This window comes from Trinickia sp., from assembly GCF_051953405.1.
In the GTDB taxonomy this organism is placed as follows: Bacteria; Pseudomonadota; Gammaproteobacteria; order Burkholderiales; family Burkholderiaceae; genus Trinickia.
This window is the reverse complement of record NZ_JBQCIV010000152.1, coordinates 71194-87082: the sequence shown is the minus strand read 5'-3', so window position 1 is coordinate 87082 and position 15889 is coordinate 71194. Positions and strand designations below refer to the sequence as shown.

Here is a 15889-nt window from a genome sequence, read left to right as displayed (position 1 = left end):
CCGATCATCCTTTCCGATTCACTGCCCGCCGCCTGTTCGCGGCGCGGCGCTATTCGTCTTCGCACGACCATGCCCCAATCTTCCGATTCGAGCTTGTCCCTATCGTTCTCGACGCTGCGCAGCGATGTCTTCTCCGGCATCGTCGTATTCTTGGTGGCACTGCCCTTGTGCCTCGGCATCGCCACCGCGTCCGGGGTCCCACCGTTCGCGGGCCTCGTGTCGGGCATCGTCGGCGGCCTTGTCGTCGCATTGCTCAGCGGCTCGCATTTGAGCGTCAGCGGCCCTGCCGCCGGGCTCGTCGTTATCGTCGTCACCGCGATTGCTTCGCTCGGTAGTTTTTCGGCGTTTCTCGCCGCCGTGCTTATCGCCGGAGCGCTTCAGATCGGTTTCGGTCTGCTGCGCGCCGGGCGGATCGCGAGCTATGTGCCCGCCGCCGTCGTCAAAGGGATGCTGGCGTCGATCGGCATCCTCTTGATCGTCAAACAGATTCCGCTTGGCGCCGGGCTCGTTGCCGGCGCCGATGCGGGCGTTTCGCACGCCGCTGCGGTCTCGACCCCGTTCGGCAAGATTCTCCCGGTTTCGCTCGCGCTTTGCGCCGCGTCCGTGGCGATGCTGTTCGCATGGGAGACGCCGCGCGCGAAGCGCTACGGGCTCGTGCGAGCCGTGCCAGGGCCGTTGGCCGTGGTGGCACTCGGGATCATCGTCACTGTGTTGCTCGACCGAATCGCACCCTCGCTCGCGACGCCCGCCGAACATCGTGTCGTGCTTGCCGCACTCGATTCGCCAAGCGCACTGTTCGCCGCGGTTTCGATGCCCGATCTCGCGCAACTGGCGAGCCCCGATGTTTGGCGGGTCGCGATGACGCTAGCCGTCGTCGCCAGTCTCGAAACGTTGCTGAGTCTCGAGGCGCTAGAGCAAATCGATCCGAAGCGCCGGCGCGTATCGCCCGATCGCGAACTGAAGGCGCAAGGCACCGGCAATATCGTGGCCGCGTTGTTGGGCGGGTTGCCGTTGACCGCCGTGATCGTGCGCAGTTCGGCGAACGTGCATGCCGGGGCGAAGACGCGCTTGTCCGCTGTCATTCACGGCGCGCTGCTGCTCGCGAGCGTGTTCGTGCTGACCGCCGTATTGAACCTGATTCCGCTGGCGAGCCTCGCGGCGATTTTGATTCAGACGGGCTACAAGCTCGCCAAGCCTCGGCTGTTCGTCGAAACGGCGCGCGAAGGGGTGGGCCGGCTCGCGCCGTTTGTCGCGACGATCGTCGGCGTGCTGGCGACCGACCTATTGATCGGTATTGCGATCGGCATCGCAACGAGTGCGCTCTTCGCGATGCAGGCGAGTTTCGCGCGTACGTTCGTGTTGACGCGGCACGACGACTACTTCCTCCTCTCGGTGCGTAAGGATGCCACCTTCTTCGCCAAGCCAATGCTTGCCCGCTGTCTGGCCCAGATTCCGGAGCGGGCGACCGTGCTGATCGATGCCGAGCGCGCCGATTTCATCGATACGGATATACGCGAAGCGATCGATGCGTTCGTCCGCGATGCGCCGAATCGGCATGTGACGGTCGAGCGTTTGCGCTGGCCGGCGGCGCTGCCTGTCTTGTCCCCCGTGCCTGTGTCCTCGTAGCTGAGGGAGGCGAAGCGCCGATGGCTCGCGCCGACGTTCGCCGGGCGGACGTCGGCGCAACGAACGCGCCAACGGCGATAAACGCGATCAATGCGACAAACGCGGCCAAGCCATACCCGCAACCGGCTATCATGTGCGCAATTTCAAATTCGAGAACCACTGCGCCCGATCGCTGGAGAACTCTATGGCTTCCCCTCAAGATAGCGTCAGCATGGCGCTGTTCTGCGACTTCGAGAACGTCGCGCTCGGCGTTCGCGATGCGAAGTTCGAAAAATTCGATATCAAGCCGGTGCTCGAGCGGCTGCTGCTGAAAGGCAGTATCGTCGTCAAGAAAGCTTACTGCGATTGGGATCGCTATAAGGGCTTCAAGGCGTCGATGCACGAGGCCAGCTTCGAACTCATCGAAATCCCGCACGTGCGGCAATCGGGCAAAAATTCGGCGGACATTCGGCTCGTCGTCGATGCGCTCGATCTTTGCTATACGAAATCGCACGTCGATACGTTCGTCATCATCAGCGGCGATTCCGATTTCTCCCCGCTCGTCTCGAAGCTGCGCGAGAACGCGAAGAAAGTGATCGGCGTCGGCGTGAAGAATTCGACGTCCGATCTGTTGGTTGCCAATTGCGACGAATTCATCTTCTACGACGATCTCGTGCGCGAGCAGCAACGCGCAAATGCCAAGCGCGAAGCGCGCGAGGCGAGCGTAGCCGCTAAACGCGTGGCCGACGAAGACAAGCAGCCGAAAGCCGAAATGGAGTCGCGCAAGGCGAAGGCAATCGCGATCGCCGTCGAGACCTTCGATGCGCTCGCCTCCGAGCGCGGCGAAAGCGGCAAGATCTGGGCGTCGGTGCTCAAGAGCGCAATCAAGCGCCGCAAGCCCGATTTCACTGAGTCGTACTACGGCTTTCGCGCGTTCGGCAATTTGCTCGACGAAGCGCAAGCGCGCGGTTTGCTCGAAGTCGGTCGCGACGATAAGTCCGGCGCGTTCGTTTATCGGCCGAGCCAGAGCGCAACGCCCGAGACGCCCAGGCAAGCCGCCGCGGAGGCGGCCGCACCGGAGCTTGGCGCACCGGCGGAGCCGGCCGGCAATAAAGGCCGGAAAAAGAGCAAGGGCGCGCGCAAGCAGGGGCGCGAACACGCACCCGCGACACCGAGTATAGCGGTGCAGGAGGCCGCACCCGAAGCATGGTGGGAGGAGCCGGAGGAGCCACTCGAAACGCCTTCGCCCGAGGCCGAACTGCCGGTCGAAGTGGCAGAGCCGGCTCCGGCCAAACCGCGTCGCGCGCGCAAAACCGCAGCGAAGAAGGCTGCACGGACCGATGCCGGTACCGCTGCAGGCACGGGCGCGCAGGCGTCGGAGCCGCAAGCGCCATCGCAGCCGCAAGCGAGCGCATCCGTGCCTGCGTCGGAGGCGCCCGCCAAACCGAAACCCGCAAGAGCCCCTCGCAAGTCCGCACAGAGGACCAGCCGTCCGCGTAAGATCGCGGACGAGAACAACGGCGGGCATTGATAGGCCGATGAATAGGCTGACTAAAAGGCAGGAGAATGACAGTGTTTACGTGCAGGAATCAGAGCTGCCAGGCGCAATGGGAACTGGCGGACGTCGTGATCAAGAATGAGGGACAGGGTTTGCTGTTCCGTTGCCCGATGTGCGGTGCGCGCAACTACGTCGAAAAATTCGAAGGAGAGGACGGGGCGGTCGTCTACGAGCAAATCGAAGGCAAGCCATTCGTTTGACGATTAGGGCGCGAACGGGCATTCTCGTAGCGCACCCCTATGCCCGTCGCCCAACCGTTCAATCGCGCCGCCGCCCCGCCGCTCGGGCGGCGGCGTGTTTTTTTTCGGCGGGCTCGAGTCAACCGATTGCGCGCTTAATGCGTTGTAACAGATCACAAGTTGCTATATCGATCGGTCGGCGCGGTCCCCGCCATGCTGCCTCGACGAACGGCACGCCGATGCCGTCGTCGCGGCGCGCTCGCTGTCGATTTGTCCGATCGATCCAAAGAAAATGCAAGACGGAAGTCATCGAGATAGCGGTTCGAAGGTCGTAGCTGCGTTTTACGCGAAGGCGCGCCACATCCACTACAAGCGTCTCGTCTCGCCTGCGCTGGCGCTTGCCGTCTGCGTCTTGCTGCTGCTCGCACTGCAGAAGATCTCGCAGAGCATCGATTACCACTCGGTTAGCCGGCAACTGTTCTGCATCGCTCCTGGCAGGTGGGCCGCCGCGCTTGCGGCCACAGCGCTCAGTTTCGTCGCACTCGTTGCACGCGACGAAATCGGGTTGCGCCACGTCGATGCCAAAGTGTCGCGGCCTTTGCTGTGGATCGGCGCGACGGCTGCCTCCGCGCTCGGCAACATCGCGGGTTTCGGCGCGCTCACCGGCGGTGCGGTGCGCTGCCGAGTCTACGGCGCGGCGGGCGTCACGCCGTCGCAAGTCGGTCGCCTCACGTTGTTCTCCAGTGGCTCGCTCGTCTTGGCGACCGTCTTGATCAGCGCGTTGGGCGCGCTCTGGGATACGGGCCCGCTCTCGGCAATGACGCACATCGCGCCGCGTGCCCTGCAGATCGGTAGTCTCATTGTCCTCATCATGTTGGGATGGGCCGTCGCCTACTGCGGTGCGACCACCCGACGCATTCAAACCCGCTGGCGACGCATCGCGCTCGACGTGCCCTCGCGCGCCGGCTTGGTCTCGCAAATCGTGTTCGGCGTGGTCGACGTTGCCGCGGCCGGGGCTGCGTTGTGGGTCTTCTTGCCCGCCGGGCATGCGAGTTTTGTCAGCTTTCTCGCGGTTTATTCGGCCTCTCTGTTGCTCGGGATCGTGGGCCATACGCCCGGCGGTGTCGGTGTGTTCGAATCGGTCATGATGTTCGCGCTGCGCGACGACATCGCGACGCCGTCGCTGCTCGCGGGGCTGCTCGCCTATCGCGCCGTCTATTTCGGGTTGCCGCTCGTGTTGTCCGCCGCCGTGCTGGTCGGCTACGAGGCGAGGGCGTTGCGCAAGCGCCTACCGCTCGGACAGGTCGCGCGTATCGGCCGCCTCGCGCCGCTGTTTCTGTGCTTGATCACCTTTGTGGTCGGCTCGATGTTGATCGTCTCGAGCGCTACCCCGGCATTGGCGCACCGTCTCGCGCTGCTGCGCGAACTCGTGCCGCTCTGGGCCCTCGAAAGCTCGCAATTGGTGAGCGGCGTGCTCGGCGTATTGCTGCTGTTCGTCTCGCGCGGTTTGCTGCGCAGGCTCGATGCCGCATGGTGGCTGACGGTCGTCCTGACGGCAATTAGCCTCGTGCTCTCGGTCATCAAGGGGCTCGCCTTCGTCGAGGCCGGGGTGCTCGCGACGCTGCTCGTCCTGCTGTTCGCCACGCGCCGCAGCTTCGGCCGGCGAGCGGCGCTGTTCGCGGAGCCGTTCACGCCCGGATGGCTGATCTCGGTCGCGATCGTGCTGATCTGCGCGGCTTGGGTGATGTTCTTCGCCTATCGCAATGTGCCGTACCGGACCGATCTATGGTGGCAGTTCGCGTTTCATGAGCCCGTCGCGCGATCGCTGCGCGCGATGCTCGCCTCGAGCTTGTTCGCGATGGCCTTCGGGGTCTGGCAACTGCTGCGTCCGGCGGCCGGACGTTTCGTGCATCCGAGCCTGCAAGACTTGACCGACGCCGTGAAGATCGTTCGTGCGCAAGAACGCAGCGATGCCGGCCTGGCGATGATGGGCGACAAGAGCTTCCTGTTTTCCGATTCGCGCGAAGCATTCTTGATGTACGCGAAGCACGGCCGGACCTGGGCGGCTTTGCACGATCCGGTCGGGCCGCGCGATCAGTGGGCCGAGCTGATTCGCAAATTTGTCATGCTTGCGCATAAACACGGGGGACGTGCCGCGTTTTATCAGGTCAGGGCCGATTCGCTGCCGCTGTACTTGGACTCGGGATTGACGCTGATGAAGCTCGGCGAAGAGGCTCGGCTGGCGCTCGAGACCTTCGATCTGAACGGGCCGAAGCGCGCCGCCTTGCGCTATTCGCTGCGCCGAGCCGAACGCGACGGCTGCACGTCGGAAGTCATCGATGCCGCGGCCGTGCCCGAGCATCTCGATCTCTTGCGTCGAATTTCCGACAGTTGGCTCGATAGCCGCTCGGCGCGCGAAAAGAGCTTTTCCGTGGCGGCTTTCAGCGAGCCTTACCTAGCGGCGCAACCGGTGATGCTCGTTCGCCAGAACGGGGTGCCGGTCGCGTTCACGACGTTCATGACGACCGACCTGAACGTCGAGGCGACCGTTGGCGTCATGCGTCACGTCTCCGACGCCTCGCCGCTCGTCATGGACTATTTGTTCGTGCAACTCGCGTTGTATTTGAAGGGCGAAGGCTATCGCCATTTGAGCCTTGGCGTGGCGCCGTTTTCCGGCGTGCGTCCGATGCCGTTGGGCTCGCCGCTCCACCAACTGGGATCGCTGGTTTGGCGATTCGGCGGGCGCTTCTACAACTTCCAAGGCTTACGTGCGTTCAAGGGGAAGTTTCAACCGCGCTGGGAGCCGCGCTATCTCGCGGTATCGGGTTGGGCGAGCGCCGTCCTGACGCTGCTCGACCTTTCAATTTTGGCGGGGGGACGCCGTTCATGACACTGCACGCAGCATTTCGAAAATTTAAGTGGCTGGCTTTGCTGGCGGGCGCATCGTCGTTGTGCGTCGGGGTTGGCGCGCATGCGGCCGAATCGCGCGTATCGGGCGGACGGTACGGCGAGGTCACCGTCGAATGGCCGCAAGGCGACATGCGCGGCTTCGTCGTGCTGTTTTCCGCGGGCAAGGGCTGGAGCGCGGCGGATGCCCAAGCGGCCCATGCATTGGCCGAGCAGGGCGCATTGACCGTCGGCGTCGACACGGGCCGTTACGCGGCGAACCTCGCCGCGACGGGGCAAGCCTGCCGCCATCTCGACGGCGATGCCGAAGCGGTCAGTCATCAGCTCGAACGTCAGTTGAAATCGGACCGGTATTTCGCACCGATTATGGCGGGGACAGGCCAAGGCGCGACACTGGCGTTGCACGTCCTGGCGCAAGCGCCGGCCAATACCATTGCGGGGGCCGTAGCGGTCGATCCGCAAGCGAAGCTCGATCATGACTTCGCGCAATGTCCGCCCGATCCGACCATCAGTCGCGGTAGCGCGTTGCCCGGCTTCGTCGAGACGGGCGTGACGGCGCAAAGCGCGATTGCCGCGGCACAGCAGGCCGAACGCTCGGCGGTGAAAGAAGGCGCCGATACGCCGGGATTTCACTTCGGCAAGGACGCCGATCGCTTGATGGCGCCGATCTTGGCCAAGCCGCCGCGCGTGTTTGCCGAGACGACGTCGCTCGTTGCGCAACTGGCTGCATTGATCGAGCCGCATTTGCAGTCCAACATCGGCGGGGAGCAGGACGTATCGGATTTGCCGCTTGTCGAATTGCCCGCGGCGCATCCGCGCGGGATGCTGGCGATCGTGATGTCGGGCGATGGCGGCTGGCGCGATCTCGACAAGACGATCGGCGAGCAGTTGAGCAAGGACGGCGTATCGGTCGTCGGCTGGGATAGCCTGCGCTATTTCTGGAGCGAGAAGACGCCCGAGCAGGTGAGCCGCGATCTCGCCCGCGTGTTGCGCGTGTACGGTGCGCGCTGGCACGCGAATTCGTTTGCGTTGATCGGCTACTCGTTCGGTGCCGACGTCATGCCGTTCGCGTATGACCGGCTGCCCGCGGCGCTACGCGATAAGGTGTCGATCGTTTCGCTGCTGGGCTTCGCCCCGGCGGCGGATTTTCAGATCCGCGTGACGGGATGGTTGGGCATGCCGGCCAGCGACAAGGCGTTGCCCGCGAAGCCGGCGGTGGATCGTCTTCCTGCCGGTCTCGTGCAATGCTTCTACGGTGCGCAGGAGACCGATACCCTATGCCCGGCGCTGGCCGATAAGCAGGAAGTCATCCGTACGTCGGGCGGACACCATTTCGGCCGCGGTTACGACGAATTGGAACAGCGCATCTTATCGGGCTGGGAAAAGCGAATGGGCGGCCAAGCCGGCGCTCAGGCGGCGCGCTGAAACGGTATCGTTCGGATCGACCAGCGTTTCGAACTCGAACGAGCCCGCTTGAAATATTCGCTTGCAGAAGTCACACATCTCGGGTCATCGGCGCTCGTCATCGCGACGTTGAGGGGATAAGCGGCACGAAGCCGCTCTCACTCGACAGGAGAGATGAACATGAAGCGCCTTGCCTTTCGTATCGCGGCCGTCGCCGCATTGGCTTTTTCGTTTGCCGGCGCGGCTTCGGCGCAGACTCATTGGGACGCCGCGCATTCACGCCGCGACGAAGTCAACGATCGGCTCGCCAATCAGAATCGCCGCATCCACAACGAGGTGCGCGAAGGTGAGCTGTCGCATGCACAGGCTATGACGCTGCACCGCGACGATCGTCAGATTCGCCGTGAAGAGCGGCTCATGGCCCACCAAGACAACAGCCATATCACGAAGCAAGAGCAACGCACGCTCAATCAGCAAGAAAACCGCGTCAGCACGCAGATCGGCCACTGACGCGCCATCGACGATTCGGCTACGGGGCAATATCGAGGGCGGCCTCCATCGGCCGCCCTTCTTCTTCGCGCAACCGGCGACGCATCCCGTCGCAGCTTTCCGACCATAACGTCAACCACTGCGGCATCGGCGGCGATGTCTCCTCGATCCCCCTCTCGCGAACGAGTTCTCTCGGCGACACGGTCCCCGTCGACGACCGAAACGCGCTTGCGCCAGGGCCGGCACACGAGCATCGGTATCAAGCGGAATATGCAAGACGTCGTCTTGTGCCCATGGGCGTTCGACATTGAACGAGGATGTCGAAGAGGCCCTATCCATAGGGCATCGAGCGGATTCGCGTGAACGCAATCTGTGTGCTTGGAAATTAGAGTAGAACGCTTAGTGCCCGTTTTGACGACGCGGCGGTTTCGACCTACAACGTAGACCACATCCACCGCGGCTCACAAGGACACGGCGTGAAAACAACAACGACGCTTTGGCGGCGAGTGCTGGTCGTCGCGGCGGTCATGATCGTCGCCGCGATATGGCGCTACGAGCAAACTTCGGAAGCGGCGACCGATACGATCGCTCACGCGCGCAGGGGCGCAACGACGGCCGCTTCGCAAGCGCTACTGACCGCCGAGACGCCGACGCAGCGTCCGGAAGCGGGGCCGGCAGAACGCGCGCTCGACCTCGCGACGTTGCGCAGAGCGCTCGCGGGGCGATCGGACGCCGAAGCGCAAATGCAGCGCGTGATCGCGTTCGCGCGGTTTCGCGATCTCGTCGGCGAATATGGGAGCGGCAAGGGCCGCATGTCCGCCGCCGAAAGGATGCGCTTGGCGCGCCGTATTCTTTCCGAGTTGCCCGAGCATGTCGCCAGCAACGAAATCTTGCCCCTTCAAGCCGAAGCGATGACAGCGACGTTGCTGAACGACGCCGAGCCGGATCCGCTCGCGCGCAGCGACGAATTGGCTGCCTCGCGCCGGCAATGGGACGCGTATGCGGCGCAGACGGTGGGACCGTCTCCCGCGCAAGACGCGCGATACCTCGCCTACGCGCAGCGAAGCCGAACCATTTTCCAGCAAGCTCAAGCGACGATACCCGACCCCGCTCAGCAGCAACTCGTCATCGCACAGCGTCTTCAAGCGCTGCGCGTCGAGTTGTTCGACCAGGCTGCTTCATCCGATACGCATTGACCGTGCGGCGCACGCTCGTTGGCTGTACCGAAAGAATCGCGCCGATTAAACGAAATGGGAGGGACGATGTTTGCACCGCAGTGGCTAAAAGCCGTCTGTCTCGGCGGCATCTTGATCGGAGCCACGCTCAACGCGCGCGCGTCGGATACCGTCATACCGGATCCGTCGATTCCGTTCTACTCGTGGTATGAAGTCGTGTTGCCGGAGAGCACCGGCGCATCGTGCGGAAACGGGACGCCGATGCGCTTTTACATCAATCGTGCGCAATCGAGCAACATGCTGTACATGATGCAGCCCGGCGGGGCTTGCTGGGATTACGCCACGTGCACGGAGACGGCGACAACGGGCCCCGAGGCCGGACTTGGCGCCTTCAATCCGGACGGCATCCCGCACAACTATATGAACGGTACGGCCAGCCAGAGTTTGATGTCGTCGCTGCTCTCGCCATTGATGGTGCGAATGGATCTCGCCCATATCCTCATCGGCGAGCCGCGCATCGAAACGCAAGACTGGACGCAGGTATTCGTGCCGTATTGCACGGGCGACATCCATATGGGAAGTGCCGTGCGCGGCTACACTTCGCCGGCCGGCGAGTGGCGCGTGCAACACTACAGCGGCTTGAAGAACGTGCAAGCGGTGGGACAGTGGCTTGTCGACCACGGCTTCGGCCAGCCGAACCGGTTGCTCGTCTATGGGACGAGCGCCGGCGGCTATGGGGCGCTCGCCAACTATGCGACGTTGCGCAACCTGCTGCAACCGCAAGCGCATAGTTCGATGCTCGACGATGCCGGTACCGTCTTCAATACGCCGTTTGGGGCCGATCCGTCGGCGCATCCCTCTGTGGGACTCTACGACAAGGTGCGGGCGGAGTGGGATATGACCGGCCCCAACGGCATGATCACGATCAACAGCCGGCTTTCGCCCTACTTCGATCCGAACAACATAGGCAGTGCGTATGCCGCGTTGTCGCAGACGTTCCCTCACGATCGCTTCGGGTACACGACTTACCAACGCGACGCGATCATTGCGGCGTATCACTATCGGGCGTTTGTCCCGGCCGTGATCTCCGCGCCGGACGATGCGAGCAAGGATGCACTTTCGCTCGCGATGTTCGCGAAGGAATTGGATCTACTGAAGCAAACGCTCAACCCGCTACCGAATTTCGGATACTTCATGCCGTGGGCCCGCGGCGATTTTATGCATAACCACCAGGTGACGGCCGTCAGCTTCACGGGATCGCGCATTCATGAAAATGGTATCGATGCTGATGTCGGCACCTTCGTTGCCGATTTGCTCAATCGGCAAGACCCGGCGGATACGCCCGTGATGAAGGCTTTCCGGACGGATCAATCGTCGGATTTCACGTTATCCTCGTTCCTTGCGTGGGTCGACAGCATCTTGAACCTGACCGGCGAGGCGGGACCGATCTCGGGGCACGGCACCTAGCTGACGAGCAAAAATGCAGGCGACGACGCATTGGATGTTCGCGGATCTATTTCAGCAGCGATACAACGATGTATCGTCCTTGTTTGCAGCCGATCGGACTTACTGAGCAGGTGCGACTGACGCGCCAACGATTCCATGCCTGCTCAGTGCCTGAGCCACGAAACCCGATGCCTTCATTTCTTCGACGAACGCGCAAAGCGTTTCGGCCGCCTGGCGGCCGCGGGACTTCGGGGTGCCCATCGCTTGCCGAATCACCATGAACCGCTCATCGAGCAACCGGAGGCCGGGGGTACGTTGCGCATCGGCCTCGAGTTGTTGCTTGACGCCGGCCGCCACCTCCAGATTTTGGTCGAGGAACGTTTGCACGACGGTAGGCGAGGACGGCGCGCGGACGATTTGCGCCGATTTCAACTCGCGGGTGAGAAACAGGTCATAGGCGCTGCCTTTGCCGACCGCGACTCGGTGATGCGACCGATCGACCTCGGCGTTCGTTCGGATCGGCGAATCGTCGCGCACGAGATAGAAGCCCTCGATCAATACGTACGGCGCGGTGAATTCGATCTTTTCGCCGCGCTTCGGATCGATCGCGAAGAATCCGATGTCCGCGCGCTCGTCGCTGACTGCTTCGACCGATTGCCCCGCCGTATCGAATACGACGAGTTCGAGTTCGACATCGAGCCGCTTCGCAAAGGCTCGAGCGAGGTCGATCGAGACGCCGAACGGTTCGCCGGTGTCGGCGTGCTTGTTCGCGAGAATGGGGTTGCCGAGATTGATCGACGCACGGAGCTTGCCGGCGCCCGTGAACGCGGAAACGATGGCGGGTTCGATTTTCATGGGGTACTCGGGGCGGTTTGGCAGCGCACTTCGCACCGCCTTGGGTTCGACGTTCTCGTCTCCTCGCTCGCTTACGGCGCTTCGCGCAGGCCGGCTGATCGTTCACCGGCTTCGCGCGCTGCTCGTTCACGGGCGCGCATGCGTTTCTGCATCCACAAAGTCCAGACCATCAGCACGCCGTAAATGACGTAGCTGACGATGGGCAAGACGACGAGCGAGCGTTCGACCGGCCAATGCCACGCGAGCCAGCATCGCAACAGCATTTCCGCGGTCAACGCCGAGCCCCAGATCGCGGTCATCATCCGCAGGTTTGCACGAAGGAGCGCTCGTTCGTTCCAGACGCGCTCGAAGCGGCCGATGCCATCGGCTTCCTGCCGCGCGATGGCGGCCCGCGCAAGGTAGTAGACGATGGGGCGCTCACGCAGCAGCGAGACGAGGAAGGCGACGCCGATCAAGCCCGATACGAGCGATTCGCGCACGAGCAGGACACGCGCATCGCCGCCGATCGCCATGGCCGCGATCGACAACGCGATGCCCAGCAAAACGATGACGCTGAGCGCATCGATGCGCCGCAGCTTCGCGAATTCGACGAGGCTCCATACGAGCGGCGGCGCCGCCGAGGCATAGAGCGCGCCGAGCGAACCGAGCGAGGGCAGCGTCAGTCGATAGACTAGCCAGGGCAGGAAGAGATTGACGGCGAGTTCGAGGACGGTGCCGATTTTGAGTTTCATGAGGGCAGCGCCGCTTTGCGGCTACGCTTCGGTTTCGGCTCGACGCCGATGCGCGGATCATGCGCTAGTACGAGAGACACGACTTGCTGCACGACGGTTTCGAACGCTGGATCGTTTTGCGAAACATAAAGCCATTTGCCGATTATCGGGTGCGGCTGCAAGGCGGGGACCTCTTCCATGAGTGCCGCGTGGTGCTCCTGCGAGGTACAGACCAACATGCCGTTCCACGGTTCTTCGCGCTCCCCGACGGCAATGCAAAGGAGCCCGTCGATGTAGGCTGCATCGCATCCGAACATCCGCTTTCTAACGTAGGTAGGAGCGCGCTCGAATGCATCGAGGATCCAGGCAAGCGAGTTGCGAACGGTCGAAGGCATAGATGGATTCTCGGTTTCTCGTCAACGTGCTTTCCGCGCCTTTTGACGCGCTTCCCAGGCCGCAAGCGCCGCTTCGTAACGCTCGAGCGCCTCGTCGTACAAGTCGAATACGCAAGGCGAGCAGCCGCTGTGGCAGCAATCTTCTTGCGTTGGACGTTCGGGCGGTGTGGGACGAGGATCCGCTTTGGACGAATCCGGCCGGGAAGCGTTGGGCACGGCGCTGTTTGGGTAAGTGCAAGCGCTAAGTATAAGTCGAGGTCTGTCCGTGCCGGTAATCACGCTCGCTCGCTACGCGAGCATGTTTTCCGCCGGGACATACGGCTGCCCAAGGGCTTTCGCCACGGCCTCGTGCGTGACGTGTCCCTCGCACACGTTCAAACCCGCACGAAGATGGGGATCGTCCGACATTGCGCGCTTCCATCCCTTGTTCGCCAGCGCGATGGCGTGCCCGAGCGTCGCATTCGTGAGGGCGAACGTCGACGTGCGCGCGACGGCGCCGGGCATGTTGGCGACGCAGTAGTGAATCACGCCGTCGACAACATAAGTCGGCTCGGCGTGCGTGGTCGCATGGGACGTCTCGAAGCATCCGCCTTGATCGATGGCGACATCGACAACGACCGCGCCTTTCTTCATCGTCGAAATCATGCCGCGGGTCACGAGCCTCGGCGCCGTCGCGCCCGGAATCAAGACGGCACCGATCACGGCATCGGCGCTGGCCACGCATCGTTCGATCGCATGGGCGCTAGAAAACATCGTCATGATGCGATTGCCGAAGGTCAGATCGAGTTGACGCAGGCGATCGACGTTCGTATCGAGAATGGTGACGCGTGCGCCCATGCCGACCGCCATTTGCAGCGCGTTCGTCCCCACCATCCCGCCGCCGATGATGACCACGTGGCCCGGCGCGACGCCGGGCACGCCGCCTAGCAGCAGGCCCATGCCGCCGCGCGGTTTCTCGAGCTGCGCCGCAGCGACTTGAATCGACATCCGGCCGGCGACCTCGCTCATCGGCGCGAGCAGCGGCAATCCTCCGCCCGGACCGGTGATCGTCTCGTAGGCGATGCAGACGGCGCCGGAGCCGATCAGATCGGTGGCCTGTTCGCGATCGGGCGCGAGGTGCAGGTAGGTGTAAAGGATTTGCCCGGGCCGCAACATCGCGCGTTCCACGGCCTGCGGTTCCTTCACCTTGATGATCATGTCGGCGCGCGCGAAGACTTCTTGTGCGTCGCCACATACGGTTGCACCGGCTGCGGCATAGGCATCGTCGGGTAAACCGACGGCGGCGCCCGCATCCTTTTGCACGAGGACTTGATGGCCACGACTCACGAGTTCGCGTGTGCCCGCCGGGGTAAGGCCTACGCGGTATTCCTGGTTCTTGATCTCTTTGGGAACGCCGACCAGCATGATGCACCTCCTCCGTGTACGGAATCGATCGAATGTTCAGCCCAGGCTTGTGGCATGGGTGACGGCGGGCCGGCGCTTGGCTCGGCCGCATTTCGCAGGGGAATGCGCAGACGGTTCGATGGCACCGGCCTGCCGGTCTTACGCTATTGCGGCAATAAGGCGGGCTCGCGATGCGGTGTGTCTGTCGCCTAGGGCTTGGCCTGCTGAGCGACATACTACGCTCAAAGCAAGGACGATTGCGACGGCTGGGGTGCGGAGCCTATGGGCGAACGAGCCGACTTAGGCGCGTAACGAAACGACATTGCACGGGCGATGGCGGGAGGGACCGCCATCGTCGAGGAAGGCATGAGCGTGTCGGTGCGACAGGTGCTCGGCCTACAAGTAGCTGCAGACGTAATCGAGCGTTTCGATGACCTCGATATCGAAGCGGCTCTTCCCGGGCACGGAGAACGATTGGCCCGCGCTATACGTCGCCCATTGATCGCTACCTTCGAGGCGAATGCGGCATTGGCCGGCTTGAACTTCCATGAGTTCCGGCGCGTCGGTACCGAAGTTCAGCGTGCCGGGGAGAATCACACCAAGCGTCTTGCGCGTGCCGTCGGCGAACAGCACGGTGTGCGAGACGCACTTTCCGTCGAAGTAAACGTTGGCCCGTTTGATCACGGAAACTTGATCGAATTGCGTTGCGGCCGTCATGGCGGCTCCTCCTGGTCGTCGTAATGGATTCGCGGGTGCCGCGCGGCCGAGATAGACGGACTACAGACCCTCTATCGTGGCGAGCAAGTCGGCACACGAACCCGCCATCATACCGGCTCTAGGAAGTCAGCCAGGGAGCGACGCATCCTGCTTCGCGCCGCTACGTACGCCTCGCTGCCGTCGCGCTGGACCGATTGCCGATTGCCGCCCGCTATGCGCGAGTATCATGCGACTTTAAATCTCCGCGATCCCGACATGCTCGCGCTCAAACTCACGCTCGTTCCGTTATTCCTGCTAGTCGTCTCCATGTCCGGGAAATGGTGGGGACCGTCGGTTGCCGGTTGGTTGGCCGGTTTGCCTGTCGTGGCTGGGCCAATTCTCTACCTGCTTGTGCTTTCTCACGGCTCGGCGTTCGGAGTGAATGCCGCCGAACGTGCTCTATCGGCCGTGTTGGCGTCGGAGGCGTTCAATTTCGCTTATGCGTGGACTTGCCGTGCGCGTGCATGGCCACTGGCATTGGCGGCGGGGCTGCTCGCATGGTTCGCCGCGGCATGCGGGCTGTCGTTTCTGCCGGATTCGCCTTGGTGCGCTGCAATCGTCGCGCTCGCGGCGGTCTGTTTCGGCCAATCGTTCTTGCCGCGCAGCACCTCGGTCGCGCCGGGTGCCTCGCTTTCGCGAATCGATCTCGTCGGCAGGATGGCGGCGGGCGCGATCCTCACGCTCATCGTCACATCGATATCCGGCTGGGCGGGCGCCGCATGGAGCGGCTTGCTTGCCGTGTTTCCCCTGTTGGGCATCATTCTCTCGGTGTCTTCCCATCGCGCGCACGGTCCGGACTTCGTCATATCGCTCTTTCGCGGGATGGTGCTCGGCAGATTTTCGTTCGCTGCGTTTTGTTTGACGTTGATGTTCGCCTTGCCGCGCGAGCATCCGCTCGTCGCATTCGTCTTGGCGGCGGGCTTGGCGATGCTCGTGCAATGGAGTACGAAGCAAATGACGAAGCGTGCGGACCGAAAACCGGACGCAATGCAATGTGTCGTGGAAGAATGACGGTCGACATTGCCCG

At 63.1% G+C, this 15889-nt stretch carries 15 protein-coding genes; 9 read left to right on the top strand and 6 right to left on the bottom strand.

The annotated features are described in order from the left end of the window. The first annotated feature begins 69 nt into the window (after positions 1-69). The 8 genes from ACTHN9_RS27735 (at position 70) to ACTHN9_RS27700 (ending at position 10784) form a co-directional block, all read left to right on the top strand. Positions 70-1626 (top strand): SulP family inorganic anion transporter, encoded by a 1557-nt coding sequence (locus ACTHN9_RS27735; protein WP_440540032.1) that lies wholly within the window; start codon positions 70-72, stop codon positions 1624-1626. Positions 1627-1810: 184 nt separating this feature from the next. Beyond that, the gene (locus ACTHN9_RS27730; protein ID WP_440540031.1) at positions 1811-3136 is read left to right on the top strand and encodes an NYN domain-containing protein; all 1326 of its coding nucleotides are present in this window, start codon (positions 1811-1813) and stop codon (positions 3134-3136) included. 41 nt (positions 3137-3177) lie between these two features. Further along, positions 3178-3363 carry a hypothetical protein gene (locus tag ACTHN9_RS27725; protein WP_440540051.1) on the top strand — a complete coding sequence of 62 codons (186 nt, stop codon included), beginning with the start codon at positions 3178-3180 and terminating at the stop codon, positions 3361-3363. A 271-nt stretch (positions 3364-3634) separates the two neighbouring features. After that, complete coding sequence (gene mprF, locus ACTHN9_RS27720) at positions 3635-6232, top strand: bifunctional lysylphosphatidylglycerol flippase/synthetase MprF (protein ID WP_440540030.1); 2598 nt, start codon at positions 3635-3637, stop codon at positions 6230-6232. Beyond that, entirely contained in the window at positions 6229-7674 is a 1446-nt protein-coding gene (locus tag ACTHN9_RS27715) for a virulence factor family protein (protein WP_440540029.1), read from the top strand. The genes mprF and ACTHN9_RS27715 overlap by 4 nt, the downstream gene beginning before the upstream one ends. Before the next feature lie 159 nt (positions 7675-7833). Further along, positions 7834-8163 (top strand): hypothetical protein, encoded by a 330-nt coding sequence (locus ACTHN9_RS27710; protein WP_440540028.1) that lies wholly within the window; start codon positions 7834-7836, stop codon positions 8161-8163. A 455-nt stretch (positions 8164-8618) separates the two neighbouring features. Then, positions 8619-9338: a phospholipase C accessory protein PlcR gene (gene plcR / locus ACTHN9_RS27705; protein ID WP_440540027.1), complete on the top strand. Its 720-nt coding sequence runs from the start codon at positions 8619-8621 to the stop codon at positions 9336-9338. Positions 9339-9404: 66 nt separating this feature from the next. Next, positions 9405-10784, top strand: a complete 1380-nt coding sequence (locus ACTHN9_RS27700) for a pectin acetylesterase-family hydrolase (protein WP_440540026.1) — start codon at positions 9405-9407, stop codon at positions 10782-10784. 99 nt (positions 10785-10883) lie between these two features. Here ACTHN9_RS27700 and ACTHN9_RS27695 read toward each other — a convergent pair whose 3' ends face one another. From ACTHN9_RS27695 to ACTHN9_RS27670, 6 genes are all read right to left on the bottom strand, one after another. After that, on the bottom strand, positions 10884-11618 hold the full coding sequence (locus ACTHN9_RS27695) for an ABC transporter substrate-binding protein (RefSeq protein WP_440540025.1): 735 nt from the start codon (positions 11616-11618) through the stop codon (positions 10884-10886). A 71-nt stretch (positions 11619-11689) separates the two neighbouring features. Then, entirely contained in the window at positions 11690-12349 is a 660-nt protein-coding gene (locus ACTHN9_RS27690) for a VC0807 family protein (protein WP_440540024.1), read from the bottom strand. Then, positions 12346-12723, bottom strand: coding sequence for a hypothetical protein (locus ACTHN9_RS27685; RefSeq protein ID WP_440540023.1), 378 nt, complete (start codon positions 12721-12723; stop codon positions 12346-12348). The genes ACTHN9_RS27690 and ACTHN9_RS27685 overlap by 4 nt, the downstream gene beginning before the upstream one ends. A gap of 21 nt (positions 12724-12744) precedes the next feature. Next, the gene (locus ACTHN9_RS27680) at positions 12745-12939 is read right to left on the bottom strand and encodes an oxidoreductase-like domain-containing protein (protein WP_440540022.1); all 195 of its coding nucleotides are present in this window, start codon (positions 12937-12939) and stop codon (positions 12745-12747) included. 72 nt (positions 12940-13011) lie between these two features. Next, a complete protein-coding gene (ald, locus tag ACTHN9_RS27675) occupies positions 13012-14127 on the bottom strand; it encodes an alanine dehydrogenase (protein WP_440540021.1) in 1116 nt (371 codons plus the stop codon). Positions 14128-14502: 375 nt separating this feature from the next. Next, positions 14503-14823, bottom strand: a complete 321-nt coding sequence (locus ACTHN9_RS27670; RefSeq protein WP_440540020.1) for a pyrimidine/purine nucleoside phosphorylase — start codon at positions 14821-14823, stop codon at positions 14503-14505. A 255-nt stretch (positions 14824-15078) separates the two neighbouring features. Here ACTHN9_RS27670 and ACTHN9_RS27665 point away from each other — a divergent pair, with 255 nt between their 5' ends. After that, the gene (locus ACTHN9_RS27665) at positions 15079-15873 is read left to right on the top strand and encodes a hypothetical protein (protein WP_440540019.1); all 795 of its coding nucleotides are present in this window, start codon (positions 15079-15081) and stop codon (positions 15871-15873) included. The last annotated feature ends 16 nt before the right edge of the window (positions 15874-15889 follow it).

What these genes read in the sequence shown, in the direction of transcription:
- ACTHN9_RS27695 (WP_440540025.1), bottom strand. Translation starts at nt 11,618, where the DNA reads ATGAAAATCGAACCCGCCATCGTTTCCGCGTTCACGGGCGCCGGCAAG.
- ACTHN9_RS27710 (WP_440540028.1), top strand. Translation starts at nt 7,834, where the DNA reads ATGAAGCGCCTTGCCTTTCGTATCGCGGCCGTCGCCGCATTGGCTTTT.
- ACTHN9_RS27730 (WP_440540031.1), top strand. Translation starts at nt 1,811, where the DNA reads ATGGCTTCCCCTCAAGATAGCGTCAGCATGGCGCTGTTCTGCGACTTC.
- ACTHN9_RS27665 (WP_440540019.1), top strand. Translation starts at nt 15,079, where the DNA reads ATGCTCGCGCTCAAACTCACGCTCGTTCCGTTATTCCTGCTAGTCGTC.
- ACTHN9_RS27700 (WP_440540026.1), top strand. Translation starts at nt 9,405, where the DNA reads ATGTTTGCACCGCAGTGGCTAAAAGCCGTCTGTCTCGGCGGCATCTTG.
- ACTHN9_RS27685 (WP_440540023.1), bottom strand. Translation starts at nt 12,723, where the DNA reads ATGCCTTCGACCGTTCGCAACTCGCTTGCCTGGATCCTCGATGCATTC.
- ACTHN9_RS27670 (WP_440540020.1), bottom strand. Translation starts at nt 14,823, where the DNA reads ATGACGGCCGCAACGCAATTCGATCAAGTTTCCGTGATCAAACGGGCC.
- mprF (WP_440540030.1), top strand. Translation starts at nt 3,635, where the DNA reads ATGCAAGACGGAAGTCATCGAGATAGCGGTTCGAAGGTCGTAGCTGCG.
- ACTHN9_RS27735 (WP_440540032.1), top strand. Translation starts at nt 70, where the DNA reads ATGCCCCAATCTTCCGATTCGAGCTTGTCCCTATCGTTCTCGACGCTG.
- ACTHN9_RS27715 (WP_440540029.1), top strand. Translation starts at nt 6,229, where the DNA reads ATGACACTGCACGCAGCATTTCGAAAATTTAAGTGGCTGGCTTTGCTG.
- ACTHN9_RS27690 (WP_440540024.1), bottom strand. Translation starts at nt 12,349, where the DNA reads ATGAAACTCAAAATCGGCACCGTCCTCGAACTCGCCGTCAATCTCTTC.
- ald (WP_440540021.1), bottom strand. Translation starts at nt 14,127, where the DNA reads ATGCTGGTCGGCGTTCCCAAAGAGATCAAGAACCAGGAATACCGCGTA.